General features: G+C 70.3%; 34 protein-coding genes. 22 read left to right on the forward strand and 12 right to left on the reverse strand.

Going from position 1 to position 25,324, the window contains the following annotated elements; all coding sequences use genetic code 11:
* Positions 1-4 precede the first annotated feature (4 nt).
* From gpW to J5Y10_RS08865, 21 genes are all read left to right on the forward strand, one after another.
* Positions 5-262 (forward strand): gpW family head-tail joining protein, encoded by a 258-nt coding sequence (gpW, locus tag J5Y10_RS08765; RefSeq protein WP_209372733.1) that lies wholly within the window; start codon positions 5-7, stop codon positions 260-262.
* Complete coding sequence (locus tag J5Y10_RS08770; protein ID WP_209372734.1) at positions 259-1,890, forward strand: phage portal protein; 1,632 nt, start codon at positions 259-261, stop codon at positions 1,888-1,890. Before gpW ends, J5Y10_RS08770 begins: the two co-directional genes overlap by 4 nt.
* Positions 1,887-2,192 carry a hypothetical protein gene (locus J5Y10_RS08775; RefSeq protein WP_209372736.1) on the forward strand — a complete coding sequence of 102 codons (306 nt, stop codon included), beginning with the start codon at positions 1,887-1,889 and terminating at the stop codon, positions 2,190-2,192. Before J5Y10_RS08770 ends, J5Y10_RS08775 begins: the two co-directional genes overlap by 4 nt.
* Positions 2,189-3,076 (forward strand): S49 family peptidase, encoded by an 888-nt coding sequence (locus tag J5Y10_RS08780; RefSeq protein ID WP_209372738.1) that lies wholly within the window; start codon positions 2,189-2,191, stop codon positions 3,074-3,076. Before J5Y10_RS08775 ends, J5Y10_RS08780 begins: the two co-directional genes overlap by 4 nt.
* Positions 3,077-3,118: 42 nt before the next feature.
* Entirely contained in the window at positions 3,119-3,820 is a 702-nt protein-coding gene (locus tag J5Y10_RS08785) for a hypothetical protein (protein ID WP_209372740.1), read from the forward strand.
* An 18-nt stretch (positions 3,821-3,838) separates the two neighbouring features.
* Complete coding sequence (locus J5Y10_RS08790) at positions 3,839-4,225, forward strand: head decoration protein (RefSeq protein ID WP_209372742.1); 387 nt, start codon at positions 3,839-3,841, stop codon at positions 4,223-4,225.
* A gap of 104 nt (positions 4,226-4,329) precedes the next feature.
* Entirely contained in the window at positions 4,330-5,361 is a 1,032-nt protein-coding gene (locus tag J5Y10_RS08795; protein WP_245214454.1) for a major capsid protein, read from the forward strand.
* Positions 5,362-5,368: 7 nt separating this feature from the next.
* Positions 5,369-5,698, forward strand: coding sequence for a head-tail joining protein (locus J5Y10_RS08800; RefSeq protein ID WP_209372744.1), 330 nt, complete (start codon positions 5,369-5,371; stop codon positions 5,696-5,698).
* On the forward strand, positions 5,695-6,234 hold the full coding sequence (locus J5Y10_RS08805; RefSeq protein ID WP_209372746.1) for a hypothetical protein: 540 nt from the start codon (positions 5,695-5,697) through the stop codon (positions 6,232-6,234). The genes J5Y10_RS08800 and J5Y10_RS08805 overlap by 4 nt, the downstream gene beginning before the upstream one ends.
* An 8-nt stretch (positions 6,235-6,242) precedes the next feature.
* Positions 6,243-6,506, forward strand: a complete 264-nt coding sequence (locus J5Y10_RS08810) for a DUF2635 domain-containing protein (RefSeq protein WP_245214455.1) — start codon at positions 6,243-6,245, stop codon at positions 6,504-6,506.
* Complete coding sequence (locus J5Y10_RS08815) at positions 6,506-7,984, forward strand: phage tail sheath C-terminal domain-containing protein (RefSeq protein WP_209372748.1); 1,479 nt, start codon at positions 6,506-6,508, stop codon at positions 7,982-7,984. Before J5Y10_RS08810 ends, J5Y10_RS08815 begins: the two co-directional genes overlap by 1 nt.
* 3 nt (positions 7,985-7,987) lie before the next feature.
* Positions 7,988-8,356, forward strand: coding sequence for a phage tail tube protein (locus tag J5Y10_RS08820; protein WP_209372750.1), 369 nt, complete (start codon positions 7,988-7,990; stop codon positions 8,354-8,356).
* A gap of 1 nt (position 8,357) precedes the next feature.
* Entirely contained in the window at positions 8,358-8,684 is a 327-nt protein-coding gene (locus J5Y10_RS08825; RefSeq protein ID WP_209372752.1) for a hypothetical protein, read from the forward strand.
* Positions 8,685-8,783: 99 nt separating this feature from the next.
* A complete protein-coding gene (locus J5Y10_RS08830) occupies positions 8,784-11,360 on the forward strand; it encodes a phage tail tip lysozyme (RefSeq protein ID WP_209372754.1) in 2,577 nt (858 codons plus the stop codon).
* A 1-nt stretch (position 11,361) separates the two neighbouring features.
* Positions 11,362-12,210, forward strand: coding sequence for a hypothetical protein (locus J5Y10_RS08835; RefSeq protein ID WP_209372756.1), 849 nt, complete (start codon positions 11,362-11,364; stop codon positions 12,208-12,210).
* Positions 12,210-12,650: a hypothetical protein gene (locus tag J5Y10_RS08840; RefSeq protein WP_209372758.1), complete on the forward strand. Its 441-nt coding sequence runs from the start codon at positions 12,210-12,212 to the stop codon at positions 12,648-12,650. The genes J5Y10_RS08835 and J5Y10_RS08840 overlap by 1 nt, the downstream gene beginning before the upstream one ends.
* 86 nt (positions 12,651-12,736) lie before the next feature.
* On the forward strand, positions 12,737-15,556 hold the full coding sequence (locus J5Y10_RS08845) for a hypothetical protein (RefSeq protein ID WP_209372760.1): 2,820 nt from the start codon (positions 12,737-12,739) through the stop codon (positions 15,554-15,556).
* A 16-nt stretch (positions 15,557-15,572) separates the two neighbouring features.
* Positions 15,573-16,379 (forward strand): hypothetical protein, encoded by an 807-nt coding sequence (locus J5Y10_RS08850; protein ID WP_209372762.1) that lies wholly within the window; start codon positions 15,573-15,575, stop codon positions 16,377-16,379.
* Positions 16,380-16,432: 53 nt separating this feature from the next.
* A complete protein-coding gene (locus J5Y10_RS08855; RefSeq protein ID WP_209372764.1) occupies positions 16,433-16,879 on the forward strand; it encodes a hypothetical protein in 447 nt (148 codons plus the stop codon).
* A gap of 81 nt (positions 16,880-16,960) precedes the next feature.
* Positions 16,961-17,461: a hypothetical protein gene (locus J5Y10_RS08860; RefSeq protein WP_209372766.1), complete on the forward strand. Its 501-nt coding sequence runs from the start codon at positions 16,961-16,963 to the stop codon at positions 17,459-17,461.
* The gene (locus J5Y10_RS08865; RefSeq protein ID WP_209372768.1) at positions 17,461-18,267 is read left to right on the forward strand and encodes an N-acetylmuramidase domain-containing protein; all 807 of its coding nucleotides are present in this window, start codon (positions 17,461-17,463) and stop codon (positions 18,265-18,267) included. The genes J5Y10_RS08860 and J5Y10_RS08865 overlap by 1 nt, the downstream gene beginning before the upstream one ends.
* 4 nt (positions 18,268-18,271) lie before the next feature.
* On the opposite strand, the gene J5Y10_RS08870 is transcribed toward J5Y10_RS08865, so the two are convergent.
* Both J5Y10_RS08870 and J5Y10_RS08875 read right to left on the reverse strand, forming a co-directional pair.
* Complete coding sequence (locus J5Y10_RS08870) at positions 18,272-18,700, reverse strand: type II toxin-antitoxin system HicB family antitoxin (protein ID WP_209372769.1); 429 nt, start codon at positions 18,698-18,700, stop codon at positions 18,272-18,274.
* A 5-nt stretch (positions 18,701-18,705) separates the two neighbouring features.
* Positions 18,706-18,915 carry a type II toxin-antitoxin system HicA family toxin gene (locus J5Y10_RS08875; protein ID WP_209372770.1) on the reverse strand — a complete coding sequence of 70 codons (210 nt, stop codon included), beginning with the start codon at positions 18,913-18,915 and terminating at the stop codon, positions 18,706-18,708.
* 281 nt (positions 18,916-19,196) lie between these two features.
* Here J5Y10_RS08875 and J5Y10_RS08880 point away from each other — a divergent pair, with 281 nt between their 5' ends.
* Complete coding sequence (locus tag J5Y10_RS08880; RefSeq protein ID WP_209372771.1) at positions 19,197-20,009, forward strand: DNA adenine methylase; 813 nt, start codon at positions 19,197-19,199, stop codon at positions 20,007-20,009.
* Between the two features lie 414 nt (positions 20,010-20,423).
* On the opposite strand, the gene J5Y10_RS08885 is transcribed toward J5Y10_RS08880, so the two are convergent.
* From J5Y10_RS08885 to J5Y10_RS27800, 10 genes are all read right to left on the reverse strand, one after another.
* A complete protein-coding gene (locus J5Y10_RS08885) occupies positions 20,424-20,726 on the reverse strand; it encodes a hypothetical protein (protein WP_209372772.1) in 303 nt (100 codons plus the stop codon).
* Between the two features lie 108 nt (positions 20,727-20,834).
* On the reverse strand, positions 20,835-21,302 hold the full coding sequence (locus J5Y10_RS08890) for a hypothetical protein (RefSeq protein ID WP_209372773.1): 468 nt from the start codon (positions 21,300-21,302) through the stop codon (positions 20,835-20,837).
* A gap of 39 nt (positions 21,303-21,341) precedes the next feature.
* Positions 21,342-22,105, reverse strand: a protein-coding gene (locus tag J5Y10_RS08895; protein WP_209372774.1) for an IS5 family transposase whose coding sequence is annotated in 2 segments (ribosomal slippage) — positions 21,342-21,769 and positions 21,769-22,105 — 765 coding nt in all. Because the reading frame shifts where the segments join, the coding sequence is not laid out codon by codon here.
* Between the two features lie 98 nt (positions 22,106-22,203).
* Positions 22,204-22,692 (reverse strand): hypothetical protein, encoded by a 489-nt coding sequence (locus tag J5Y10_RS08900; RefSeq protein WP_209372775.1) that lies wholly within the window; start codon positions 22,690-22,692, stop codon positions 22,204-22,206.
* A gap of 205 nt (positions 22,693-22,897) precedes the next feature.
* Complete coding sequence (locus J5Y10_RS08905) at positions 22,898-23,131, reverse strand: hypothetical protein (protein WP_209372776.1); 234 nt, start codon at positions 23,129-23,131, stop codon at positions 22,898-22,900.
* 10 nt (positions 23,132-23,141) lie between these two features.
* Positions 23,142-23,405, reverse strand: coding sequence for a hypothetical protein (locus J5Y10_RS08910; RefSeq protein WP_209372777.1), 264 nt, complete (start codon positions 23,403-23,405; stop codon positions 23,142-23,144).
* 9 nt (positions 23,406-23,414) lie between these two features.
* Positions 23,415-23,720 (reverse strand): hypothetical protein, encoded by a 306-nt coding sequence (locus tag J5Y10_RS08915; RefSeq protein WP_209372778.1) that lies wholly within the window; start codon positions 23,718-23,720, stop codon positions 23,415-23,417.
* Positions 23,717-23,890, reverse strand: a complete 174-nt coding sequence (locus J5Y10_RS08920; RefSeq protein ID WP_209372779.1) for a hypothetical protein — start codon at positions 23,888-23,890, stop codon at positions 23,717-23,719. The genes J5Y10_RS08915 and J5Y10_RS08920 overlap by 4 nt, the downstream gene beginning before the upstream one ends.
* Before the next feature lie 206 nt (positions 23,891-24,096).
* Entirely contained in the window at positions 24,097-24,603 is a 507-nt protein-coding gene (locus J5Y10_RS08925; RefSeq protein WP_209372780.1) for a YciE/YciF ferroxidase family protein, read from the reverse strand.
* 249 nt (positions 24,604-24,852) lie between these two features.
* A complete protein-coding gene (locus J5Y10_RS27800) occupies positions 24,853-25,263 on the reverse strand; it encodes a PaaI family thioesterase (protein ID WP_209372781.1) in 411 nt (136 codons plus the stop codon).
* Between the last annotated feature and the right edge of the window lie 61 nt (positions 25,264-25,324).

Here is a 25,324-nt window from a genome sequence, read left to right on the forward strand (position 1 = left end):
CACCATGTCGGACACCATCCAGGTCGGCGCCTTCGCGGGCATGTCGCGCGCGGCCCTGGAGGGCTATCGCACGCGCCTGCAGGAGGCCCTGCTCGCCTTCGGGCTGGGCGAGAAGACCGTCGCGGTCAGCTACACCCAGGGCACCGGCTCGCGGAGCGTGACCTTCACCCCGACCGATGACGAGAAGATCCGGGGCATCATCCGCCAGCTCAACGCCGCCCTCGGTGTGGGCCGCCGCGCCCAGCGGGTGGTGTTTCGGTGAGGCGGGGGCGCTCCGCCGCCCAGGTCGTCCGCTCCCGCTCCAACAAGGCCCAGGCCAGCGGCTCCGGCGGCCCGGTCCCTGGCGGGCTCGCCGGCGGCTTCGCCTATGACGCGGCGAACCTGTTCGGGCAGGAGACCGCGGAGTGGCAGCCCTGGCTGCGCTCCCCTGACGCGGAGATCAATTACGACCGCGACCGCATGGTCGCCCGCTCTCGCGACCTGGTGCGGAACGACGGCTGGGCGACCGGCGGCGTCACCCGCATCGTGGACAGCGCGATCGGCAGCCAGTTCCGCCTGGTCTCGAAGCCGGACTACCGGGCCCTGCAGGCCTACAGCAGCTCCTTCGACCCGATCTGGGCGGACGAGTTCGGGCGCGCCGTCGAGGCCGAGTACCGGATGTGGGCGGACGACACCGCCAAGTGGGCGGATGCCACCCGGCAGCTGACCATGACGCAGCTCTACTGGCTCGCCCTCCGGCACAAGGTGCTCGATGGGGAGAGCCTGGCCGTCATGCTCTGGACGCCCGAGCGCGTCGGGCTGGGGGCTGCACGCTATGCGACCACGGTGCAGCTGCTCGACCCCGACCGGCTGTCCAACCCCTACCAGGTGATGGACTCGCCGCAGCTGCGCGGCGGCGTCGTGCTGGACGAGATCGGCGCGGCGACGGGCTACCACATCCGCCGCGCCCACCAGGGCGAGGCCTTCGCGACCGTCGACAGCATGGTGTGGGACCTGTTCCCCCGCGAGACCGCCTGGGGGCGGCCGGTCACCATCCACGATTGCGACCTGGACCGGCGCGGCCAGCATCGCGGGGTGGGCATCTTCACCCCCGTCCTGGCCCGCCTGAAGATGGGCTCGCGGGCGGACCGCGCCGAGCTGGCGCAGATGCTCCTGCAGACGATCTACGCGACCGTCATCCAGTCGCCCTACGACGAGACCGACGTCCTCAATTCCCAGGAGGATGACGGCGAGCTCAGCGCCTACCAGGCCCTCCGCACCCAGCACGCGGCCGACAACCCGATCGCGATCGGCGGCGTGCGGATCCCGCGCCTGGCGCCCGGTGAGGAGCTGAAGGCGATCACGTCGACGCACCCCAGCTCGGGGTATGTCGACTTCCAGAACCAGGTCCTCCGCGGCTTCGCGGCAGCCTCCGGCCTCTCGGCCGAGCAGGTCTCCTGGGACTACTCGCGGACGAACTACTCCTCCGCCCGGGCCGCCATGCTGGAGGCCTGGAAGACCCTGATCCGCCGGCGCGACAACTTCGCCGTCGGCTTCGCCAACCCGATCTGGGGCTGCCTCCTCGAGGAGGTCATGGCAAACGGCCGCGCGCCGCTGCCGCGCGGGGCGCCGTCCTTCATCGAGATGAAGACGGCGTACATGCGCTGCAACTGGATCGGCCCGGCCCGTGGCTGGGTGGACCCGGTCGCGGAGCGTCAGGGCGCGGTGCTGGGCATGGAGGCCGGTTTCGGCACGCTCGAGCAGGAATGCGCCGAGCAGGGCCGCGACTACGAGGAGAACCTGGACCAGCGCCAGGTGGAGATCCGGATGATGAAGGATCGCGGCCTGCCGCTGCCCCAGTGGGCGGCCGGGCCTCCCAATCAGCCGCAGGGCGGCAGGAACGACCGATGATGCCGCACGCCGTGCTGAGCCGTCGCGGGGCCTTTGGCCTCGCGGCGCTGTTCTCCCTCATCCAAGCCAAGCCGGCGGCCGAAGGGCGAGCCCTCGCCCGAGGCATCTATGGCGAGGTCCTCGAGATCCGGAGCTTCGGCGAGGACATCTGCCTGGACCGGGCGGGCGCCGGACCGATCATCGGCGAGGCACTGCACGACGTCCGCACCGGGCAGCCCGTCCAGGGCTCCTGGGCCGCCCCTCTGCAGGGGGCACCCGACGCGGCCCCCTGGGGCTGGGACACGCTGGAGAACGTCCGGTGACCCGGTTCCCCTTCCTCGCGCAGCGCCTCTTCAACACCCCGCTCGCCATCCACCCGGCCAAGGCCGAGGTGGTGATGGGCGCCCTGGCGGACCGGCTGGGGATCACCAGCCTCTTCCGGGGCGGGGAGCTCGTCTCCCTGAAGCCGCAGGCCCTCGAGGACGAGGAGATCGGCGGCAGTCTGCCCCGGCGCCGCGGCGAGGACCGGGACACCGGGTATGACGTGGTGAGCGGCATCGCCGTGATCCGCGTCACCGGCACCCTGGTCCAGAAGCTCGGCACCCTGCGTCCCTACTCCGGGATGACGGGGTACGACGGGATCCGCATCGCCCTGCTCGGCGCGCTGCGGGACCCGGAGGTCCAGGCCATCGTGCTGGACATCGACAGCCCGGGCGGCGAGGTGGCCGGCTGTTTCGACCTGGTGGACCTGGTCTACCGGATGCGCGGCAATAAGCCGATGTGGGCGATCCTGGACGAGAACGCCTTCTCGGCCGCCTACGCCCTGGCCAGTGCCTGCGACCGGATCACGGTGCCCCGCACCGGCGGTACCGGCAGCGTCGGCGTGATCGGAATGCACGTCGACATGTCCCAGTCCCTCACGAAGGCCGGGATCACGGTGACCATGATCCGCTTCGGCGAGCACAAGGCCGAGGGGAACCCCTACGAGGCCCTCTCCGAGGGGGCGCTCGGCCGCATGCAGGCCGACATCGACGCGATGGGCGACCTGTTCATCGAGACCGTGGCGCGGAACCGGGGGCTCAAGGCCTCCATGGTCCGCGGCACCAAGGCCGAGACCTTCCTCGGCCGGACCGGCGTGGACATCGGCTTCGCCGACGCGGTCCAGGCGCCGTCCGCCGCCTTCACCGAGCTCTTCCGCTCCCTCTGACCCCGCGCCGCTCGCGGCGCCCACATCCCCACGAGGATCCTGATGTCCCGTCCCCGCAAGCCTGCGGCTGCGGCCGCGCCCGCGCGCCGCAAGGCCACCAAGCGCGCCGCCGCCGCCGATGCGCTGCCCTTCGCCCACCTGATGGATCCCGCGCCGGCCCCCTCCGCGGCCGCCCGCGGCAAGAACGGCCGCGCCGAGGAAGGCGACGACCAGGAGCAGGACGAGGAGCGCGACGACGCCCGCGCCGATGACGGCGACGAGGGGGACGGCGACGAGGACCGCGACAACGCCCGGGCCGACGACGGTGACGACGACGACGGGGACGGGGACGAGGGTGACGACGAGGGTGACGACCGCCCCCGCGGCCGCCGCACTGCCGCCGACGACGAGGATGGCGACGAGGACGAGGACAAGCCTGAGGCCCGCGCCGCGCGCCGCCGCGAACGCGCCCGCATCAGCCGCATCCTCGGCTCCAAGGCCGCTGCCGGCCGCGTCGCCGCCGCGGCGAACCTCGCCACGACCACGGGCATGAGCTCCCGGGCGGTGATCGGCCTGCTGAAGACCCTGCCGAAGCAGGGCTCCGCGCCGGCGCAGCCCTCGGCGGCCGCAGGGCTGAACACGGCCATGGCCGCCTATGGCGGCCAGCGCCCCTCCGCAGCGGCCCCGCCCGCTCCGTCCCGCCGCGAGGCGACCTCCACCAGCTGGGATGCCGCGGCGAAGCGCGCCGGCATCCGCGGCAAGTAACCAGGAAGGAGACGGCCCATGGTGAGCCCCGTCCTCAACGAGAACTTCCACGCCGGCGCCCATCTCGTCGCCGAGGTGGACCCGCTGATCTCCCGCGAGCAGGTGATCCTGCTCAACCAGGGAGGGTCGGAGGTGGTCTTCCAGGGTGGCCTGGTGCTGGCGAAGCTGACGGCCACCGGCCAGTACGTGCCCTACGACAACGTGGGCACGGACGGCAGCGAGGCCGCCGCGGCCATCCTCTGGCGGCCCGTCACGGTCCCCGCCGGTGGGACCAAGCGCGTGACGGTCACGGCCCGCCTGACGGTGGTGAACCTGTCCGAGCTGCAGTGGGACGCGAGCGTGGACGCCGCGGGCAAGACGGCCGCTCTGGCCGACCTGGCCCCCGCCTTCATCATCGCCCGCTGATCCGCCGCCCGCCCTGCGGGGCGGGTCTCCCCCTTCCTGACCGCCTGGCCCGGTCGCTCGGCGCGCCGTGATGGCGGCCGTCCCCCATTGGGAACCCCCACACGATGACCATCATGAACGTGTTCCGGCAGGACGCCTTCTCCGAGCTGGAGCTGACGTCCTTTGTCGAGCGCACCCCGTTCCTGCCTACGGGCCTCGGCTCCCTCGGCATCTTCGAGGAGAAGCCGATCCGCACCACGGCGCTCGCCGTCGAGGACCGGCAGGGCCAGCTGGTGGTGATCCCCACCTCCGAGCGCGGCTCCGCCCCGAAGGAGCGCACCACGGAGAAGCGCAAGATGCGCTACTTCGAGGTGCCGCGCCTTGCGCACGGCGACACCATCCGCTCCTCCGAGCTGCAGAACATCCGCGAGTTCGGCACTGAGACGGTGCTGATGCAGGTGCAGACCGAGGTGGCGCGCCGCCTCGCGGGTCCGACCGGGCTGACCTCCAACATGGAGTACACCTGGGAGCGGCACCGCCTCGGCGCCGTGCAGGGCATCCTGCTCGATGCCGATGGCACCGTCCTCTACAACTGGTTCGATGAGTTCGGCATCAGCCAGCCGGCCGAGATCGCTTTCAACCTGAAGGGCGCCAGCACCGCCGGCACGCTGCGCAAGCTCTGCGCCAAGGTGGTGCGCCAGATGATGCGCGCGGCCCAGGGCGCCTGGACGCTCTCCACCCGCGTGCAGGCGATCGCCGGCGATGACTTCTGGGATGACCTGATCTCCCACCCGGACGTGGTGACGACCTACACCAACTGGGAGGCGGCGAAGGAGCTGCGCGGCGGGACCGCCTTCTCGTCCATGTCGTTCGGCGGCATCGATTGGATGAATTACCGTGGCTCCGACGATAACGCGACGATCGCGGTCTCGCCGGACGAGGTGAAGTTCTTCCCCGTCGGCGCGCCGGGCGCCTTCGAGCGCGCGCTCGCCCCGGGCGAGAACTTCGAGTGGATCAACACGCCGGGCAAGCCGATGTACGTGCAGCCGATCCTGGACAAGGATCGCAACTCCTGGTGGCGCCAGGAGGTCTACTCCTACCCGCTGCACATCTGCACCCGTCCGGGCATGCTGCAGCGCGGCCGTCGCGGCTCCTGACGGAGCCGTGGCCGTCGACATCGACGCGCTCACGAGCGCGGCCCTGCTGGCCGCGTTCGGCGAGCCCATCGCCTACGTCCCTCGGGATCAGGCCGATATGCCGGACGGCCTGCGGGGCATCTTCGACCGCACGCAGCTGCAGGTCCTGATGCAGGACGAGGTGGCTCCTTCTTCGGTCGCCAAGACCTGGCTCGGCGTGCGGCAGGCGGACTTCCCGCCCGGCTTCAAGCATCGCCAGAAAGACCGCCTAGTGGTCCGGGGCGTCACATACGACGTCGCCGAGGCGCTGCCGGACGGCCAGGGCTGGGTCTACCTCGAGCTGGGACGCATCGGATGAGCGGCCCCCCGCATCGCGCCACGGTCCGCGACCGGGTGACGGAGATCTTCCGGGCCGGGATGCCCCAGGTCGAAGGGCGCGTCTTTCGCGCCCGGACCTGGTCTCTGCAGGAGGGGGATTTCCCCGCCCTCCTGGTCTATGGCTGGCAGGAAGAGCTGAAGCGCCTGGGCGGGACCTCCGCCCAGTCCCGCTTCCAGGCCAGCTGGATCCTCGGCGTCGAGGTCCGGGTACGCGACCGTTCCCGCGATGCGGAGGAGGTGGAGGCCGAGCTCGAGGAGCTGACCGGCCTCGCGCGCGACCTGGTGCTGACGAACGCCGGCCTGGTTATCGGCCCCGCCCGCGTGATCGAGCGCGTGGAGGGGGTGAAGACCACCCTCGGCATCGACACGCGCAGCTCGGAGCTTGCCCTCGGCCGCGGGCTCCTCGCCTTCGAGTTCATCTGGCCGGAAACCTTCAACGTCGAGCAGCCCGACAGCGGCTGCTGCGTCGGCCCCGACGTGGCCCTGCGCCCCGTCCTCGCGCCTTCGGCCCCGTAGGAGCCTCCATGATCTACGTCATTCCGCGGGAGGGCACGAAGGTGCCCGACCCGGTGCTGCACGACTTCCTGCCGCCCGAGGGCCGCTGGGTGGAGCGCACCGAGCACTGGGTCCGCGTGCTGCGCGACCAGGACGCCCAGGAGGGCAGTCCGCCTCCGGAGGCCGAGGCCTCCGCCACGCCGGCCCCGGAGCCGGTCCCCGACACCCCCGCCGAGCCCGCCCCCGAGGCGGTCTTCACCCCGCCCGATGCGGATGAGGAGAACCCCGCCTGATGGACGGCTTCACGCAGATCCCGGCCAACCTCCGCACGACGCTGTTCTACGCGGAGGTGGACAACTCCGGCGCCAATTCCAACACCGCTGGCAGCCTCCGCACCCTCATCATCGGCCAGAAGAACACCGCAGCCGACATCGCGCCGAACGTGCGCGCGGTGCTGGAAAGCGTGCCCTGGGTGCAGAACCGCGCCGGCCGCGGCTCCCAGCTGGCGCTGATGGCCCAGGCCTATCGCAAGCAGGACCCCACGGGCGAGACCCACGTGCTGCCGCTGGCCGACAACGCCGCCGGCGTCGCCGCCACGGGCACCATCACCGTCACCTCCGCCCCGAGCGCGGCCGGGACGGACAGCCTCTACATCGCTGGCCGCCGCGTGCAGTACGCGGTCGCGCCCAGCCAGACCACGGCCCAGATCGCGACCGCGATCGCCGCCGCCGTCAACGCCGCCGGCGACCTGCCGGTGACGGCCGTCGCCGCCGCGGCCGTCGTGACCCTCACCGCCCGCTCCAAGGGCGAGGTCGGGAACGACATCCAGGTCGTGCGCAACTACCTCGGCTCCCTCGGGGGCGAGGTGGGCCCAGCCGGGCTCGCCATCACCATCGGCCCGATGTCGGGCGGTACCGCCAACCCCGACCTGGTGGCCGCCCTGGCCAACCTGAACGACGAGGCCTTCGAGTTCTACGTCCTGCCCTTCACGGACACGACGAGCCTCAACGCCCTGCGCGCGCACATCGACGCCCGCTGGTCCTGGGACAAGATGCTCTACGGCGGCGCCTTCTCGGCCCTCCGCGGCACTCTCTCCGGCGCCCTGACCTTCAGCGCCGCCCGCAACGACCAGTACACGGTGGTGCTGCCCTTCAACGGGTCGCCTTCCTTCACCCCGCAGATCGCGGCCAGCCTGGCCGGCTCCTGCGCGGCGAGCCTCCGGGCGAACCCGGGCCTGCCGCTGCACGGCCTGCCGGTGGACATGCTGCCGCCCTCCTCCGACCTTCGCTTCGGGGTGGGCGACCGCAACACGCTCGTGAACAACGGGCTCGGCGGCTTCGTCGTGCAGGCGGATGGCTCCGTGCTGACGGACACCCTGGTCACGGGCTATCGGCAGAACGCCCAGGGCGCCCCGGACGACAGCTACATGTACCCGGAGCGGCTCTACTGCATCGCGGCCGCCATTCGGCGCATGAAGGCCGGCATCACCAGCCGGTTCGGGCGGTGCGTGCTGGTCGATGACGCCCAGAAGCCCAAGCCCGGCTCGCGCCGGATCACCCGCCTCATCATCCGCGATTACCTCCTGAGCGAGTACCGCGCGATGCAGGAGGACGGGCTGGTCCAGCAGTACAGCCGCTTCGCCGAGGCGCTGGACGTCCAGCGCAGCTCCTCCAACCGCTGCCGCGTGGATGGCCTGCTGCCGATCATCCCGGTGGACCAGTTCCGCCAGTTCGCCGCGCGCGTGCAGTTCCGCCAGTCCACGGGGAACTGATCCATGGCAATCGACACCGACGCCCTTGGGGGCACCGCCTATCTGACCATGGACGGCCTCGGGCTGCCCGTGGTCTCCGGCACCGGCTACGGCGTCGCGACCGTCAAGCGCGAGGCCATGATGGGCATGGACGGCTTCCACGGCTGGAAGCTCACGCCCATCCCCGGCTTCATCAAGGCCACGGTCCGCAACATCCTCGGCATCTCGACCGAGGACTACACGAACCTGGCCGGCGTCTCCGTCTCGCTCGAGCTGACCAACGGCAAGCGCGCGACCGGCAACGACATGGCGTGCGTCGAGGCCGTCGCGGTCGAAGGCGACGAGCAGACGATCGAGCTCCGCTTCGAGGGCCCGAAGGTGACGGAGGTCTGAGATGAGCGAGACCAGCATGGCCGCCGATGACGTCGACGTGGTGGAGGCGATCCCCTCCCGCACGATCCGGTTCCCGAAGCTCAGCTTCGCCGGGACCGACTATGACCACGTGATCCTGTCCCCGCCGAGCGCGCAGTCCCTGGACGAGGCGACGCTGAAGCCGACGGGCATCCAGACGGTCCAGCACCTCATGCGCAAGCACGGCACCCTGCCGGAGGCGGTGCTGCACCTGCTGCTCCCGCAGGTGATCGAGTTCGCGGACCGCTACTTCGAGCGTTTCAAGTTGCCCGTCCTGCCGGTGGCTGGGGACGCCTCGCAGGGCGGGTGACGATCGCCTGCGGCTTCGGGCCGCGGGACTGCCTGAACATGCCGGTGACCGAGCTCCTCTGGTGGGAGAGGCGCGCCGCCGAGATGGGACGCCTCTGACATGGCCACGGCAACCGCCGGCGCGCTGAGCGTCTCGATCAGCGCGATCGACCTCTTCACCAAGCCCACCGGGCGGATGACGACCTCGGCCAACAGGCTGGGGCAGTCTGTCCGGCGGGTCGGGGCCGAGCTTGGGCGCGGCCTGCAGTTCGACCGGATCTCCCGCGGGGCGCGCAGCGCGGCCGCGAACATCGGGGCCATCGTGCCCCCGCTCTCGGCCATCACGGCCGCCGGCACCGTCGCCGGCGTCTACCGCCTGGCGGCCGGCTGGTCCCGGGCCAACGCCGAGCTCGGCCGCCTCGCTACGCGGACCAAGACGGCTGTTCCCGACATGAACGGCCTGCAGGCGGCGGCGCAGATTGCCGGCGCCTCGGCCGAGGACGTGGCCCAGGGCATGGTGGGCCTGGGCGATGCCGTCACGGATGCCGTCGGCGGCCGCGACGACACGGCTGCCGCCTACCTCCGCATGCTGGGAATCAGCATGCGCGACGCCTCCGGCCGGGCCCGCACCGCCGCCGACGTCCTCCCCGAGGTGGCCGAAGGGCTGACCAAGATCGGGGATCCGGCGCTGCAGGCGCGCGTCATGGGCGCCCTCCGGTTGCCCCCTGGCCTGATCCCGATGCTCTCCCGCGGGAAGCGCGGCCTGGCGGATCTGCGCGCGGAGGCCGAGAGCTTCGGCGCGACCAGCGAAGAGGGGGCGCGGGCTGCCCGGGACTTCGAGGCGGCGCAGGCCCGCCTGAACCTTGCCGGGACGGGGCTGGCCAACACCTTCGCAGCCCGCCTGGCGCCGGCTCTGACGCCCGCCCTCAACCGCTTCGCGACCTGGATCTCCAGCAGCCGAGTTTGGCTCGGCCTGAAGCTCGATCAGGGCATCAGCGCGGTCTCCGGCGCGCTCGAGCGCGCGCCGTGGGAGGAGATCGGCAAGAACCTGGGCGTGGTCACCGGCGGCGTCGGCACCCTCGTCAGCGGCCTCGGAGATCTCGCCTTCCCGAAGGGCTTCGGCGTCGAGCTGGAGGAGATCACCCGCAAGTGGGGCGAGTGGGTGGGGGCAGTGAATCGCTTCGCCGAAAGCCCCGTCGGCCGGTGGTGGTTCGATGCGAACGCCCCGACGCCGGGCGGCGGCATCGGCAGCCTCGGCGAGGATACGACGCCCCAGGCCGAGGCCGAGGCGAAGCAGCGCCGGGCGGAGACCGACGGGCAGGACTACGTCCCGCGCCGCCGCGACGACTGGATCGGCCGGCCCTGGAACTGGCTGCTGGACCGTGGGCGCGAGAGCGCGGAGCGCCGCGCCGCCGCCTCGCCCCAGGATGACACCGAGCGGGGCCTGAAGTCCTGGGCGGACATCGGCGATCGCCTTGCCATGCTCCTCGGCGTGATGAACCGCCCGGAGCGGGTGACCGGCATGGCCAGCGGCTCGGACCGGCGCCGCGCGCAGGACGACGTCGGCGGGTTCCAGCGTCGCACCTTCGGGGACGAGGAGGCCACGGCGCGGCAGCGCACGGCCTTCGATCGCCTGAAGGGGCACGGCTGGACCGACGAGCAGGCGGCCGGGATCCTGGCCAACCTCCGCCACGAAAGCGGCCGCGGCTTGGACAACGCCGCCGTCGGCGATCAGGGCAAGGCCTATGGCATCGCCCAGTGGCATGCCGATCGCCAGGAGAACTTCCGCCGCTGGGCGGGAAAGCCGATCCAGGGCAGCTCCCTCGAGGAGCAGATCGACTTCATCAATTACGAGCTGACCCGAGGGGATGAGCGCCCCGCCGGCAACCTCCTCCGTCGCCAGACGACGGCGGCCGGCGCCGGCCAGGTGGTCTCGCAGTACTACGAGCGGCCGAAGCACGTGCTGGGCGAGGCCAATGCCCGCGGCGACACCGCCGCCGGCATGCTGCCCCGGCTCCGCGCCGCGCCGCCGGCAGCTGCCCCAGCCTCCGCCGGGCCGCTCCCGCCCGCCGCCGCGCCGATGGCCTCGGACAGGCAGCGCCTGGACGTCCGGGTGACGGTGCAGGGGCAGGGCACGGTGCAGGCCCTCATGCCGACGGGCCCGATCTGGCCCCGCGCCCTGGGCACCGACCAGGAGACCGTCGGCCGGGGCCTCGTGCCCTCGGTCACGCGCGTCTGCAACGCGGCGCGCATGCTGGTCACCGGCGCCTTCCCCGGCACCGCCCTGCAGATGCTCCCGGAATGGGAGATGACGTTGGGCCTGCCGGACGCCTGCACCGGCCAGCCTGACACGCTGCAGGGGCGCCGCCGCCAGGTGGTGGCCCGCCTCGCCGCCCAGGGCGGGCAGTCGCGCCGCTACTTCATCGGCCAGGCCGCGCAGCTCGGCTATGCGATCACCATCGAGGAGTTCGCGCCGGCCCGCGCCGACGAGCTGGTCGCGGACGCGCCTGCTTACGACCCGGTGTGGGCCTACACCTGGCGGGTGCATGCACCCGAGACGACGGTGACCGAGTTCGGCGCCGACGAATCAGCGGCCGATGAGCCGCTCGCCGCCTGGGGCAACCAGGCCCTGGAGTGCCGGCTGCGCAGCATCCGCCCCGGGCACACCACCCTCCAATTTGCCTACGGGAGCAGCTGAGATGCGCCGCATCCAGGACGAAACCGCCGTCGATACGCTGCCCGCCTTCGCACCCACCGGTACGGTCGGGTACTTCTCGGGCGGCAATCCGGCCATCGGCAAGCTGGCCACCCGCGTTCGCGCCTGGTGGCTGAACATGATCCAGGAGGAGCTCGTGGGGCTCCTCCTGGATGTCGGGCTTCCGATCGACGGCTCCAAGACGCTGAAGGATGCCTTGCGGGGCCGCCTCCTCGCCGTCCGGCGGCTGCCCTCCGGCGTCTATACGCCCACAACCGGGACGAAGATGGTTTACGTCCAGGTGGTGGGGGGCGGCGGCGGCGGCGGCAACGCCGCTCCCACTGGCGCAGGGCAGTGCTCGGCTGGTTCCGGTGGGGGAGGCGGCGGTTGCGCGGAGGGGCTGCTGACCTCCGGGTTCGCTGGGGTAATGGTGACCCGCGGCCTGGGGGGTATCTCTGGAGCGAATGGCGGCACCAGCTCCTTCGGCTCGCTGTTCTCGGCAACGGGCGGCGGCGGCGGGACGACCGGTTCTGCGCAGAGCACCTCAATTACGGCCTATGTCGGTCAGGCACCCGGTGGCTCCGGGTCAGGTGGATCGGACAGCAACGGCGGCTCTAACGGGACTGGTGGCACCGGGAAGCCGGCCTTCTACGGCAACAACCCCGCTTCTGGTGAGGGCGGCAGCAGCATTCTCAGCGGCGGCGCTCCGCTCTCGAGCAGCACCTCCTCCGGCAACCCTGGCACCGGCCCAGGCGCCGGCGGCTCGGGCGCATGCCTCCTCGCCGGCGCGGGAGGCACAGCTCTCGGAGGTGGCGGCGCCGATGGACTTGTTCGCGTGTGGGAGTACGCCTGATGCAGACCTTTGCCCGCGTGCAGGGCGGTGTCGTGGCCGAGATCGTGAAGATCCCCGCCGACACCCCTCCCTTGGAGGAGCGCTACCACCCGGACCTGATCCCCGCCTTCGTGGAACTGTCCGGTCCCGGCTCACAGAGTGTGGGAGAGGGGTGGCTCTACGACGGCAGCACGTTCTCCGAGCCGCCGCACGCCGAGGCTCCGCAGGACCCCGTCCCGGCTTCCATCACACCCCGACAGGCGCGGCTCGCTCTTCTGCAGGCCGGCCTCCTGGACGAGGTGGATGCGGCTGTCGCGGCAGCGGGCCGCGCCGCCCAGCTCGAGTGGGAATATGCCACCGTCGTGGAGAGGAGCGGCACGCTGGTGGAAAGCCTGGCGGCCGGGATCCCGCTGACCGATCAGCAGGTCGACAACCTCTTCAGGACCGCTTCGTCCCTCTGAGCGCCTAGCCACCCCGTCATTTCCTGAGCCTGCACCTCCGCGCACCCTCCGGGCTGCGCGGCGATGCCGCTTGCGAGGCCCCCTACATGACCGCTGTTACGGCCGATCTCGGGCTGCTGCCCGACACGGACGTCGTGCGCCCGCGCGTCTGGATCGGGAACGCCGTCACGGCCGAGATCCAGTTCCGCGACGAGGCGCGCAAGCCCGCCGCTGTGACGGACCCGGTAACCTTCACCTGGCGCTCGCCGGCCAACGTCCTCGTGGATCTTCCCGGGGTGCCGGTACCCGGCAAGCCAGGGCTGTTCCGCTGCGCCTATCGGGCCCCGCTGGTCGGGGAGCGCTGGGCCGTCCGCGCGCAGAAGGGCAACGACAAGCCCGTCCTGAACTGGATGCTCTTCGACGTGGTGCCGGAGCCGCCGGGCGGCCCGGTCCCGCAGCAGGCGATGTGGCTCGCCTCGCCCGATACGGCGCTGCTCTCCCTGGAGGGCACGCACCTGGCCGGGGCGACGATCCCTGACTTTCCCCAGGTGGAAGCGGACGACAGCGGCAGCCTTCCCGCCGGCCTCCTGATCCCCGCCGTCGATCGAGACGCCCCAGGCGGCCCCGCGAGCGTGCACGTCACGCAGCAGGCCATCCGCGACGATGCTCTCGCCACGATCGCGCCCCAGGTGGAGCAGGTCTCCGACGACGCCCAGGCGGTCGAGATGTCGCGCCAGCAGGTGGTGGGGATCCGCGAGGCGATCCCGGGCGACGTGGCAACCGAGGTGGGTGCCAAGGTGCCGCCCGCCGTTGATGCCTCCGTCGCCGCGAAGGTTCCGCCTGCCGTGGATACGGCTCTGGCGCAGAAGGTGGCCCCCGCCGTCGCGGACCAGGTGACGGCGCAGATTGACCCGAAGGTGACCGCCGCGCAGGACGCGCGGACGGGGTCGGAGGCGGCCCGCACCGGCGCCCAGATCGCGCAGGGACGGTCCGAGGACGCCGCGAACAACACCGCCGCCTCCATTGCCAACGCCGCCCGCATGGCGCTGACCCTGGCCGCGCTGCAGGCCAGCACGCCGGCACCGGCCGCAGGCGCCCTGGGCGTGGTCTACGGCGCCGGCACCGACCGGGGACTGTACCAGTACCTCTCGGGGGCCTGGACCTATCAGGGCCTCACGCTGGCCGACCTGCTGGCGATGGTCTCCCGCTCGAGCAACGACCCCGCCGGATTGGTGGTGAAGGACGCGAACGGCAACGTCGGCCTGGAGCTTTCGGGCGACGGGAAGCTGCTCTACGCGGCCGGCACCATCATCCAGGTTGCCGCGAACGGCACCGTGACCATCGGCCGCGTGGGTAGCAGCGGCGGCGTGGAGCTGCTTCCCAACGGGCAGACGCGCATCGGCGGTGTCACGCTCTCGCAGAACGCCGCGACGGATTACCAGATCGGCCTCGCGGACGAGTTCGGGAACATCATCCCGCTCTCCATGGGGGGCAGCTCCGGCGGATCGGGCGGCGGCAGCACCACCACGGGCTTCACGGCGGCCGAGCTGCTCGGCTTCGACGCCGACGTCATGGCGCAGGGTCGCGGGCTGGCGAGCTTCCGCAAGGCGCTGACGCAGCCGCCTCGGATTGGTGCCATCGGCGCCATCAACGGCGCCGGCCAGAGCCTCTCGGTGGGCGGCGGCTTCGGACCGGGCATCACCACCGTCCCGCTCGGCAACAACTGGCAGATCGGCACCTCCCAGCGCTTCACCATGGGCGGCGCGAACGCGGTCCCCATCGGCGACGCGAACTTCCACGGGCTGGTCTCGACCTCGGCCGCCGAGTTCTTCCAGACCACCGCCGTCAACGCCTTCCTGCGGCTCAGCGCGGCACACCGCGGCGTGCCGGTCACCACCCCGGACCTCGTGCTCGGCAGCAACGCCACGGGGTATCCCGGCCGTAGCATTGAGCTGCTGTCCTACGGCTCGGCTCCGGAGGGCAGCAACGGGGCCTCCTACTGGTCCTACATGCGGGACATCGTCCTGGCCCAGAAGGCCGCGGCGCAGGCGCTGGGCAAGCCCTTCGTCGTGCTCGCCATCCTCTTCGACCAGGGGCAGGCCAACGTGGCGGGGGTGGGGCTGGCGAACAGTGCCGAGGCCTGGTGCGCCCTCTTCCTCCAGTACGTGGCGGACTGGATCACCTACATCCTGCCGCTGACCGACAACGAGTACCCGCCGCTCTGGGTGCTGAACCAGACCTCGGGCGGCTTCCAGCAGGACACCTACCAGCTCGGCGTCAGCATGGGGCAGATCCTGGCCGCCCAGCGCTCGCCCTACGTCGTGCTCGCCCAGCCGATGGGGAACTACCAGAACTGCGGCACGGACCAGCACCCCTCCGCCAACTCCCACGCGCGGGCGGGCAACAAGCTCGGCCAGGTGCTGCACGAGGTGATCAACCTCGGGCGGAGCTGGGAGCCGCTGCGGCCCATGCAGATCCTCTGGCGAGGGCGCGAGGTGCTGATCGGCCTCAACCCCCGCAAGGGCCCGATCCGCTTCGCCAGCCCCTTCAACGGGTGGACGCGGGTGGATCCGGCGACGGTGGCCAGCAAGGGCTTCACGGTCACTGACAGCCTCGGCGCGCTGACGGTCACGGCCGTCGACATCGTCGGGCAGGCCACGATCCGGCTCACCGTCAACCGCACGCCGCAGGACGCGCCCTGGGTCACGGCCGGCTCGGCCGCGGCGGGCAGTGGTCGCACCTTCGTGGAGGACAGCGACGACCAGCTCGCCTTCGAGGCCTACCGCTACTTGCCGCCTATCCAGAACCCGGACGGCACCACGACCGCTCGTATGGACCCGGCCGAGAACCTGCCCGCCGAGATCGGCAAGCCCTACAGCATGGCGAACCAGCTGCTGACCTTCCGTCAGCAGGCCGTGGCCGCCTGATCCCCATAGGACCGAGATGGCCATCAACCTCGCCGGCACCAGCGCCGGCATCGACTTCAGCGGTGCCCCGCGGGTCGCCCTGCCGGACAGCCTTCCCGCCCCGGCGGGGGTCTTCTACCTCGGCGGCGACGCCGAGAAGTCCTGCATGAACCGGGCATCGCTGAAGGCGGCTGCTGGTGCCGTCGTGGGGACGCCGACCTTCGCGCAGAACTACGCCACCCTCACCGGCAACCAGGTGGCGGCCATCAACACGCTGCTGGCAGAGCTGGACGCCATCACCATCGCTGTGGTGGGGCGCGCCAAGTCGGCCAATGTGACGGCGACGGCGGACCGGCCGGTGTTCGCCGGCACCTTCGGCTCGGATCCCACCCAGAACATCGCCTCCGCTTTCGGCCTGATGTTCGGGACCAACGGCGTCCCTTCTGGCCAGGCCGCCCCGCATGCGAGCGCGGGGATGCTCTCCTACAGCGTGACCGGGAACACCACGCCGCCGACGCCCGCCAGCAATGGCTGGCCGACGCCGGACGTGCCCGACCTGACGACCTGGCGCTTGCTGATCGCCTCCCGGACCCCGGGGGTGGAGGTCCGCACCTGGGACAAGACGGCGAACACCTCGGCCGCCGTCTCCCTCGTGGGCAAGACTTCGCTGCTGAACCTCACCCGTCGCATCCTGCTCGGGTCGGATTACGGCGGCACGCGCCTGGGCAGCTGCGACGAGGCCGCGGTCTACATCTTCCCGGCCTCGTTCACCTCGCCCATGACCGACACCCTGGCGGCCTTTTCCCGCGCTGCCATCGGCGCCCGCGGCGTGAGCGGCTTCTGATGCCCGCTCCGAACCCGGGCCCGCGCGCTCCGTCCCCTTGGCTCGCGCCCGGGTTGACCATCCTGAGTCTCGCTATCGGCCTTGGCGCTTGGCTTGTCGCCGAGGGTGGCTGGCGCGCCACCATGTCCACGCGGATGGACAACCAGGCCGGCGCCGTGGAGCGGCTGGCCGGCTCTCTCACCGAACGCTTGGCAAAGCTGGAGACCGGCCAGGTGGCAGCCACCCAGGCCGTTCTGGTGGCCCGGGCTGAGGCGCGGACGGACGCGGACCGGATCCTCGGCGAGGTCCGCAGCCTCGATCGAGAGGTGGTCACCCAGCGCACCCGCCTGGATGCCCACGAGAAGGCCCAGGAAGCGGCGGAGGACCTGCAGAACCGCCGCCTCGAGGCGCTGCGCGACCTAGTGCTCCGCACGCCTCCCGGGCGGCGGCAGACCGCCGGCAACACGCTGGAGCTGCCTGACGGGATCCTCGTCCCCGTCCAGCTGCCACCCGCGCCCTAGCACCCGTCCAGCAGCCCGAGCCCACCCACCCGCCGGCGCCCGCCGGCGGCGCCGCCGCGCGTCCGCGGCCCGGAGATCTCCATGCTCAGCCTCTTCATCGCCGTCTTCGGGCAGAAGCTCGTCGCCGGCGCCGCCTCCCTCGTCGCCGCAGGCGTGGTGGGCGCCGGCTTTGCCACCCTGAAGGCGGGCTGGCGCAGCCTCGTCGCCCGCGGCGAGCAGGCGGATGCCGCCGCCGCCGCCCACGCCGAGGTGGAGAAGAGCACCGCCCTCGCGCGCCTGGCCGACTTCGCCGGCCGGGCGGCCCACATGCTGAACCTCGCCGTGCTCGCCTCTCCGGAGGACGCGGCGCGGATCCAGGCCGTGCTGGACGAGCTGCAGGCGGACATGACCGCCGAGGTGCGGGACAGCCTGGCCAAGGTCGGCGGCGACGCGACCGGCGTGGGCCGCCTCATCACCCGCGCCGCCGCCGCGCAGCTGCCCGCTCGGGCGGCGGCGGCCGCGGCCGCGGCCGGCGTGGACCCCCAGGCGGCCGTGCAGGCCGCCGCCGGCGCGCTGCTGCGCGTCTCCGGGCTCGCGCGCTGATGGCTGGGCAGGGGACGGGGCTCACTCCCGGGGACCGCGCCCGGGCCGCCATAGCGCTCGGCGTGGACGTGCCCACCGTGCAGACGGTGCTGACCGTGGAGACCGGCACCGCCGGCGGCTTCCTGGCCGACGGCCGCCCGCGCATCCTCCTGGAGGCGCACCTCTTCAGCCGGGCGACCAATCGGCGCTGGGACGCGACCCACCCGGGCGTTTCCCAGCAGCCCTGGCACCGCAAGCTCTACGTGGGCGGTGTGGGGGAATGGGCGCGGCTGGAGGAGGCTGCGGCCCTGGACCGCGCTGCGGCCCTGTCCAGCGCCTCCTGGGGCCTGCCGCAGATCCTCGGCTCCAATCACCGCGCCTGCGGCTTCGAGGATGTGGAGGCCTTCGTGGCGGCCATGTCGGAGAGCGAGGGGCGGCAGCTGGACGCCTTCGTCGCGTTCATCATCCACCAGGGCTGGGCGCCGTTGTTGCGCGCACGTGCCTGGGCGGCCTTCGCGGCCCGGTACAACGGGCCCTCGTACAAGGCCAACGCCTACGACCAGAAGCTTGCCGCGGTCTACGCGGACCTGGCCGGCGCGCCGGCACCGGCGCTGCCCATCGTGGGCATGCTCCGCATCGGCATGGAGGGCGACGCGGTGCGGCGCCTGCAAGCTGCGCTGAACCGGGCGACGAATCGCCCGGCCATCCTGGTCGACGGCGTCTTCGGCCGGGCGACCGAGGTCGCGGTGCAGCAGCTCCAGGCCGCGCGCGGCCTGCAGGCGGACGGTGTGGTCGGGCCGATCACGGCCAAGGCGCTGGGCCTGTAGCGGCTCAGGCGGCCGCGTCCACCTCCAGCACTACCTGGCGGCCCAGCGCCGCCAGGGCGGCCTCCAGCACCTCGAAGCGGCTGCCGTGGGTGGGATCGAGGAGCCGGCGCACCTCCTTCTCATCCTTCCCCAGCCGACGGCCGAGTTCGCTGTTGCTGATGCCCTGCTCGACCTTCGCCGCGTGCAGCGCGAGCTTCGCTGCGGCCAGCGCTGGCACCGGCACCAGGCGCCCGCCGTCAACCGCCGACGGCGCCGGCAGAGCGTCTCCTCGATCGACGTAGAAGCTCAGGGCGGCCACGAGCGCGTCCCGCGCCATGTCCAGGGCTTCGGTCTCGTCATCGCCCTGCGTCAGGGCTTCGGGTACGTCCGGGAAGGAAACGCTGAAACCGCCCTCCTCCTCGGGAGTCAGCAGCGCGGGATAGGCGTAGCGCATGGGGGTCACTCCTCCAGGTCCGCCGGGGTGATCCCCAGCTGCTTCAGGATGGCGCGGTGCAGGCCGGTCTTCAGGTCAACCGCGTGGCGGGGGACCGTGGTGGAGCGGCCGTTCAGCGTCAGCTTCGTGTGGCGCCCGCCTTCCTTCACCTCGATCGACCAGCCGCGCTTGGTGGCGAGGCGGTTGAGGCGGCGGAGGAGGTCGGCGGGCTTCATGCGCACTGCATCGGGCAGATTTGTCCGAGCGTCAAGCGCATTCGGTCATATTTGTCCGAGTATCGCTTTTTTCCAGTCCTAGGCACGCGAATCGCCCAGGGCTGGAGTTTTCGACGGGGCCTCGCCAAAATGCGGGCTCTCGGCGATGTCCGCCGCGCCAGCACCGGCGCGGGGGCCCAGGCGGCTGCAACCGCCCGAGCCGCATGGTTGGTGGCCATGCACGGAAGAATCCGCCCCGCTTCCCCCGGCCGGGGAGGGGGCTAGTAGAACGTCGAGAGAACATGGAGTCCACCCTTCTGCCGGCTTCGCCGGCGGCGACGCCCGCCCCTTACCTGGGCGGCAAGCGCAACCTGGCGCGCCGCGTCATAGCCCGCCTGGGCGCTATCCCGCACACCACCTACGTCGAGCCCTTCATCGGCATGGGCGGGATCTTCCTGCGCCGTCCGTTCCGGGCGAAGGCGGAGGTGATCAACGACATCAGCACCGACGTCGCGAACCTCTTCCGAATCCTGCAGCGCCACTACGTGCCGCTGATGGACATGCTCCGCTGGCAGCTCACCAGCCGGGCAGAGTGGCAGCGGCTGAACGCCGCGAATCCGGACACGCTGACCGATCTCGAGCGCGCTGCTCGCTTCCTCTACCTCCAGCGCTTGGCCTTCGGGGGCAAGGTGAATGGCCGCACCTTCGGCGTGGATCCGGCGACGCCTGCACGCTTCGACGTGGCGAAGCTGGCGGGCACCCTCGAGGAGGTGCACGAGCGCCTCTCCGGCGTCGTCATTGAGCGCCTTCCCTATGCCGAGCTGCTGAAGCGCTACGACCGGCCGGGCACGCTCTTCTATCTCGATCCGCCCTACTGGGGCTGCGAGACGGACTATGGGGAGGGTGTCTTCGCCCGCGGCGATTTCGAGCTGCTGGCCGAGGCTCTGGCCGGCTTGAAGGGTCGCTTCCTGCTCTCCCTCAACGACACGCCTGGCGTGCGCGAGGTCTTCGGGCGCTTCTCGATCGAGGAGGTAGACGTGACCTACAGCGTCGCCCAGCACGTCGGCCGGCGCCCGCCGGCGCGCGAGGTTCTCATCAGCGGCCTAGCCGCCTGATCAGCTCCGTCAACGTGAAGCTGCCTCGGAGGAACTTCCTCCGGGGCGGCTTTTTGCGTTTCAGGCTGGGCTTCGAGGCGTAACCCGCGACCAGCCTCACTCACGCTGAGGGTAACTTTAAATCCTCTCGCCGAATCATCTCGATGATGCCGTTGGCCATATGATCAAGAACTACGGCCTCCACTCCAGGAAAGGCTCCTGGCTGATCGTCTGTGGCGAAGGTCCACATAGGCGTTAGGCGAACACCGTTCTCGTAAACCGCAATGGACCACTCACGCCTCCCGGGCGTGCTTGCCGGCTCAGCGCGGACAGCAAGCTGTCGGCCTTGATGTTGAAAGTTCCAGTGATTCTCTCGATCAAAGGGCAAGCACTTAACCTCCGTTGTCGCTGCGCGGATTTCTTCCGTCCGGTCGCTCATCCGCCGGTTCCCGGTCTCGACTGGGAATTCTTGCGTCCAGCACTCCGAAGTACGTCCGCATTCTGCGGATCCACCTGCAGGTGGTCTGCCCCGATTGCCTGGTAAAGCGTCCACAGCTCGTTGGCTGCGCGCTGGGCGGTCGCGGCCCACTCGGGGTTCAGCTTTACGGCGTGATGCTCGCAGAGCTGCCGCTCCACCAGGTCGTGGAGGATCGACGTGGTGTGGAGCGCCTCGTGGCAGCCCAGGGTGCCAGGGGCAAACTGGTTGACTAGGTTCAGCCGGTCATCTTCAGCCGACATCGCACAATCCTCGCTCCAGCATCGTTCTCGCCAATTCTGGATGCGTGCCGCATGTGAAGCCGCTCCACAGGGCATGCAGCCCGCACGAGATCAAGGGAACAGCTAGGCTCAGGACTCATTCCATGGACGCGGCGGGACTGACTGCACCTCTGGGATATCGCCGCTCACCACATCGATGATGTGGTTGAGGCAGACGAGGCGGATGTGGATCATCTCGCCAAGAAAGTCGGTCATCTCTCCGTAGATTGTCGCCCTGTGGAGGTGGTCAAGGTACTCGGACGCCGCGTACCGAATCAGCAGTCGGCCGGATGCGATCCGGTCCGCTTCCCGCAGTACCGTGTAGCTCTCGTTCGTGACGGAGTAGGCGACGTACCTCGGCCAGATGAGTTGGAAGGCGCGGCTCTGCGTACCGACAACTATGGGGCCGACCGACGTCGCTGTATCCGGAACTTTGCCCGAGCCCACGACCGCCTCGTCCACGGTGACGCCGAGCCCGTTCTCCCACGGCTCCCAGAGGCGTCGAAGGTAGAGGTAGCGGCAGCTATCGATGTCTGGCGAAAGCGGGTCGGTCGACAAGCAAGCCTCCAAATTGACCGCCCTTTGCCCGGTGTTCCTTCAGGGTGGGAGCCAGAATGTGACGATAGATGCAAGGACGACCGCAGCGAAGAAGGTATGGGCGGAGCGGTCGTAGCGAGTGGCGATGCGACGCCAGTCCTTTGGACGGCCGAACATGATCTCGATGTGGTGGCGCTGCTTGTAGAGGATCGCGTCGTGCGGGATCGGGATCTTGCGGCTCCGGGTGGAGGGAATGCACGGAGCGGTGCCGCGCGCCTCCAGCGCGGCCCTGAAGCGGCGGCTATCGTAGCCGCGATCCGCGATGAGATCGTGGGCGGGCGGCAGGCGGGGGAACATGATCGCGGCGCCGCGATGGTCACTCATCTGCCCTTCGGTGAGCAGCAAGACGACGGGCCGCCCCTCGTCGTCGCAGGCGGCATGGAACTTCGAGTTCAGGCCGCCCTTGGTGCGGCCGAGGCAGCGGGGAAAAGCCCCCTTTCGAGAAGGCTGGCCGCAGTGCGATGGACCTTGAGGTGCGTGCTGTCGATCATGATCCGCTTCGGCGTCCCTGCCTTGGCGGCCAGCGCGGCGAAGATGCGGTCGAATACGCCCATACGGCTCCAGCGGACGAAGCGATTGTAGAGCGTTTTGTGAGGTCCGTAGCCGGCAGGGGCGTCCCGCCATTGCAGCCCGCGCCGGATGACGAAGATAATCCCGCTGATCACTCGCCGGTCGTCCACCCGCGGCACCCCATGCGAGAGCGGGAAGTGCGGCGCGAGGCGGCGCATCTGGGCGATGGACAGCAGGAAGGGCGGAGTGGACATGGCGGGACCTCCGATAGACCCAGAATCACAATGCCGCCCTCCGGCGCAAGCAGATTAATGGGTCCTGAGCCTAGATGCTGCTCCAGTCCCAATTGGTTCTATCGCCGATTCTTGGCGCGCGTCAGTTCTTCAAAGAACGCGACTAGCTTCTCCTCGAGAAAAGCCTTGTTAATCTGATCTACCTCAAGCTTCTGCTCCTCCGTGTCGCGGTAACGGCCAGCATTATTGAGGTGCGTCCGCAAGTGGCCTGTACCCATGTGGGAAAACCACTCAATGACCAGACTTGGTGAAAGAACCTCGCTCAACCCGGGTCCTGTGCCGGCAGATCTATCAATCAGGATGCCGACGATGTCTTTGCTCGTGTGCTCCGATTTGCTGATCACCTGCACTTTCCATGGCTCACCTGACAGGTGAGCGGCGAATCGCTCCAACGTAGGTAAAACAACAGTCGCTCGAAGCTCGCCGTACTTCTTACTTGCCGCTGCGATTCGCTCTGCCTTAGCTGCCTCCTTTTCAGCGGCTTCCTTTGAGGCCGCCCTATCGGCCGCGAGTGCAGCGTCCATTCGACGCTTTAAATTCTCATCCATGACTTTCCCTTTGAGAATCGCGGTCAGAGCCAGCAGTAAACCATGATCGTCACCATGAAGGCTCCCCGGGGTAGATGTCTCCGGGCCGGTATGTCGCGGTTCTGGGCGCTGCTGGGCAGGCAGCTCGGCACAATCTCTTCGCATGACGGTGCCCGACCCTGACAGGGCGCTTGGTTGCTTACGATGGGAGGGCGACCGGCCGTCGCTACCCCCGCCTCCACCTCTGCTCGACCTCAGCACGGTGCTTCATACATGCCCACAGCCCCGGCTCACCGCGCATAAAGTCGCCTCCGAAGCCGAAGCCCGCGCCGGCCCCGCAAACGGCGCAGAAGTGCTCGAAGGGGTTCATCCGCGTGACGCCGACCCGCGCGGGGTCGGGCTGGTCGTAGGGTGTGCTGGAAACCGGCTTATAGGGGGGCTGGTAGGTGGGGTCCGACATGGTGCAGGTCTTACCTGCCCCAGCCCTTCACGCCCACCACGCTCGCCGCGCCCCTTTGGCCGCAGCCGCCCTGCTCCGTGACGCAGCGCAGCCGCTTGCCGAGCTCGTAGACGCAGAGCCTTGGCGAAATGCCCAGCCGCAGAACCTCATCCACCGGCAGATCCACGGCCCGGCCGCAGGAGCACCGCACCTCCAGCTTCATGCTGCGGAGGGTAACGAGGCGGGAAACCGGCGTGGGCCGCCCATCCAGGGCGTGGGATCGGCCGGCACCCATCCAGGCCCGCTACCCCACAGTCTCCGGTGGGTCGAAGATGCTGGGCCAGGGATCCGGCTCGGGGCGGCGATTGCGCGACAACCAAGCCTCCCGAGGACCGCACATCCAGTCGCCGTGGTCGCGCACCAGGTGGGCGACTATGGCGAGGACGCTCTGCCGGGGGTCCTCCGCGCGGCCGCCGGCGGCTAGGAAGGCCGCCTCTGCCGCCTCAACGCAGGGGAGGGGGTCCTTTCCTTCCCCGGCCGCCGCGCGCCAGGCGCGGCCAACGGTGCGCATCGTCTCCGCGGGCCAGGACTGGTCGGGGTCGAGCGTCACAGCCGCTTCTCCGTCCGGCGCCCGGCGCCAGTCATCTCCACCACGGCGCGGGCATGGGCGATCAGCACCTTCCGCTCGTCCGCGCCCACGCTGTCCCAGATGCGGGTCAGTTCCTCCCGATCTCGGTCAGCTCGGAGAGGTGGAGGAGGGGAGGGGCGAAGCGTCAGCATGACGAGAACATATTTAGAACATGCGGCGTCCACGTCCACCGATTCGCAGGATCCCGGGCCGGCTAATCGCCGGCCCGGAAAGGTTTGCCAAATCCGCTGTAAGCTATTGATTCCCGATCGCCCGAAACAGGCGGTTTGACACCTTACCTGTTTGATCTACGGAGATTTAAACGCTTCCTCAGGGTGCGCCACGGGGCTTCGCGCGGTCAGGCGGCTTCCTTTGCCGCCGCCTTGTTGACCTGGCCGTTCGCCATCTTGTTCAGCTGGGCGTCTGTCTGCTTCTCCTCGTCCAGCGTCGCCTTCAGAAGCTCCACGACCTCCGTCTTGCCGGTCGCCTTGGCCCAGGCGAGCATCGCGCCGTAGCGGGCGATCTCGTAGTGCTCGATGGCCTGGGCGCAGGCGATGATGCCGGCGTCGCGAACGGCGCTCGGCTCCTTCGCCTCCTCCAGCAGTTCCTCGAACTCGGCGTTCAGGCCGTTCATCGCCTCGCAGGTTACGCCCTGCGGGCGCTTGCCGATGGCCTGGAACACCTGCTTCAGGCGCTCGACCTGTCCGGCGGTCTGGTCCTTGTGCAGCATGAAGGCGTCACGCAACTCCGGCGTGTGGGCGGCCTTCGCCATCTTCGGCAGCGCTTTCTGCGCCTGCCGCTCCGCGTAATAGACGTCCTTCAACGTGGTGAGGAAAAGGTCGTCGAGGCTTTTAACGCCAGCCATGATTCGCTCCGTGCCTGATCTGTTGCCGAGCCGGGTGCCCGAGGGCGTCCGTCCATGGCGGGAACGCCGCGCTGCCGGGCGCGCTGCGCCCGGCGCGCGTGGAAGTCCGGGAAAGCTCGCCCGAGTCGCTCACGGCTCGCTTCACCCTTGTCCGGCAAGCCTTTGTCTCACCGTCGAGGCGTGGGTTCGGCAGGGGCCAGTCCGCGCACGGGCTCACGCAGGCGTGTTCCCGGGGGCGGGGTATGTCCGTCAGGGAGGCGGGGCGCGCATCCAGGTGCTGGTGACGTGGGCGCATGGCCTTCCGTCGCCCTCCGCGCGCATCCAGACCTCAGCGTAGAGGCTGCTCCGCCCGCGCCGGATGATCCGCACTTCCGCCTGCACGCCGCTGTTCCCGGCGGGGCGGAGAAAGGCGATCTGAAGGTTCGCCGTGCGGGTGGGGTCGCCGCCCTCGGTGGCCACCAGCTCCGGCACCCAGATTGCCACATCCGCCAGGGTCATCAGAGCGGGGCCGGAGGCATTGCCGCCTGGACGCAGCGAGAGCGGAGAGGGGGGAAGGCGGACCAGCGCCGAGGTGGCGTCTCCGCGCAGCACGGAGATGTTCAGCGCGCCGGCCAGAGGCACCCCCTCCCGCACCCGTGCCGTCAGTTCCTCCGGCGTCACTTCCCGCTCCCCTGTTGCATCGGCACCGTGGCGGATAGAAGCATCGCCTGATCCGGAAGGG

The organism is Roseomonas indoligenes (assembly GCF_017813365.1).
Taxonomy (GTDB): Bacteria; Pseudomonadota; Alphaproteobacteria; order Acetobacterales; family Acetobacteraceae; genus Roseomonas; species Roseomonas indoligenes.

What these genes read in the sequence shown, in the direction of transcription:
- J5Y10_RS08835 (WP_209372756.1), top strand. Translation starts at nt 11,362, where the DNA reads ATGCGCCGCATCCAGGACGAAACCGCCGTCGATACGCTGCCCGCCTTC.
- J5Y10_RS08860 (WP_209372766.1), top strand. Translation starts at nt 16,961, where the DNA reads ATGCTCAGCCTCTTCATCGCCGTCTTCGGGCAGAAGCTCGTCGCCGGC.
- J5Y10_RS08795 (WP_245214454.1), top strand. Translation starts at nt 4,330, where the DNA reads ATGACCATCATGAACGTGTTCCGGCAGGACGCCTTCTCCGAGCTGGAG.
- J5Y10_RS08815 (WP_209372748.1), top strand. Translation starts at nt 6,506, where the DNA reads ATGGACGGCTTCACGCAGATCCCGGCCAACCTCCGCACGACGCTGTTC.
- J5Y10_RS08925 (WP_209372780.1), bottom strand. Translation starts at nt 24,603, where the DNA reads ATGGCTGGCGTTAAAAGCCTCGACGACCTTTTCCTCACCACGTTGAAG.
- J5Y10_RS08885 (WP_209372772.1), bottom strand. Translation starts at nt 20,726, where the DNA reads ATGTCGGCTGAAGATGACCGGCTGAACCTAGTCAACCAGTTTGCCCCT.
- J5Y10_RS08900 (WP_209372775.1), bottom strand. Translation starts at nt 22,692, where the DNA reads ATGGATGAGAATTTAAAGCGTCGAATGGACGCTGCACTCGCGGCCGAT.
- J5Y10_RS08840 (WP_209372758.1), top strand. Translation starts at nt 12,210, where the DNA reads ATGCAGACCTTTGCCCGCGTGCAGGGCGGTGTCGTGGCCGAGATCGTG.
- J5Y10_RS08875 (WP_209372770.1), bottom strand. Translation starts at nt 18,915, where the DNA reads ATGAAGCCCGCCGACCTCCTCCGCCGCCTCAACCGCCTCGCCACCAAG.
- J5Y10_RS08830 (WP_209372754.1), top strand. Translation starts at nt 8,784, where the DNA reads ATGGCCACGGCAACCGCCGGCGCGCTGAGCGTCTCGATCAGCGCGATC.
- gpW (WP_209372733.1), top strand. Translation starts at nt 5, where the DNA reads ATGTCGGACACCATCCAGGTCGGCGCCTTCGCGGGCATGTCGCGCGCG.
- J5Y10_RS08845 (WP_209372760.1), top strand. Translation starts at nt 12,737, where the DNA reads ATGACCGCTGTTACGGCCGATCTCGGGCTGCTGCCCGACACGGACGTC.
- J5Y10_RS08825 (WP_209372752.1), top strand. Translation starts at nt 8,358, where the DNA reads ATGAGCGAGACCAGCATGGCCGCCGATGACGTCGACGTGGTGGAGGCG.
- J5Y10_RS08910 (WP_209372777.1), bottom strand. Translation starts at nt 23,405, where the DNA reads ATGGGTGCCGGCCGATCCCACGCCCTGGATGGGCGGCCCACGCCGGTT.
- J5Y10_RS08905 (WP_209372776.1), bottom strand. Translation starts at nt 23,131, where the DNA reads ATGTCGGACCCCACCTACCAGCCCCCCTATAAGCCGGTTTCCAGCACA.
- J5Y10_RS08880 (WP_209372771.1), top strand. Translation starts at nt 19,197, where the DNA reads ATGGAGTCCACCCTTCTGCCGGCTTCGCCGGCGGCGACGCCCGCCCCT.
- J5Y10_RS08790 (WP_209372742.1), top strand. Translation starts at nt 3,839, where the DNA reads ATGGTGAGCCCCGTCCTCAACGAGAACTTCCACGCCGGCGCCCATCTC.
- J5Y10_RS08785 (WP_209372740.1), top strand. Translation starts at nt 3,119, where the DNA reads ATGTCCCGTCCCCGCAAGCCTGCGGCTGCGGCCGCGCCCGCGCGCCGC.
- J5Y10_RS08920 (WP_209372779.1), bottom strand. Translation starts at nt 23,890, where the DNA reads ATGCTGACGCTTCGCCCCTCCCCTCCTCCACCTCTCCGAGCTGACCGA.
- J5Y10_RS08850 (WP_209372762.1), top strand. Translation starts at nt 15,573, where the DNA reads ATGGCCATCAACCTCGCCGGCACCAGCGCCGGCATCGACTTCAGCGGT.
- J5Y10_RS08865 (WP_209372768.1), top strand. Translation starts at nt 17,461, where the DNA reads ATGGCTGGGCAGGGGACGGGGCTCACTCCCGGGGACCGCGCCCGGGCC.
- J5Y10_RS08775 (WP_209372736.1), top strand. Translation starts at nt 1,887, where the DNA reads ATGATGCCGCACGCCGTGCTGAGCCGTCGCGGGGCCTTTGGCCTCGCG.
- J5Y10_RS08810 (WP_245214455.1), top strand. Translation starts at nt 6,243, where the DNA reads ATGATCTACGTCATTCCGCGGGAGGGCACGAAGGTGCCCGACCCGGTG.
- J5Y10_RS08805 (WP_209372746.1), top strand. Translation starts at nt 5,695, where the DNA reads ATGAGCGGCCCCCCGCATCGCGCCACGGTCCGCGACCGGGTGACGGAG.
- J5Y10_RS08870 (WP_209372769.1), bottom strand. Translation starts at nt 18,700, where the DNA reads ATGCGCTACGCCTATCCCGCGCTGCTGACTCCCGAGGAGGAGGGCGGT.
- J5Y10_RS08820 (WP_209372750.1), top strand. Translation starts at nt 7,988, where the DNA reads ATGGCAATCGACACCGACGCCCTTGGGGGCACCGCCTATCTGACCATG.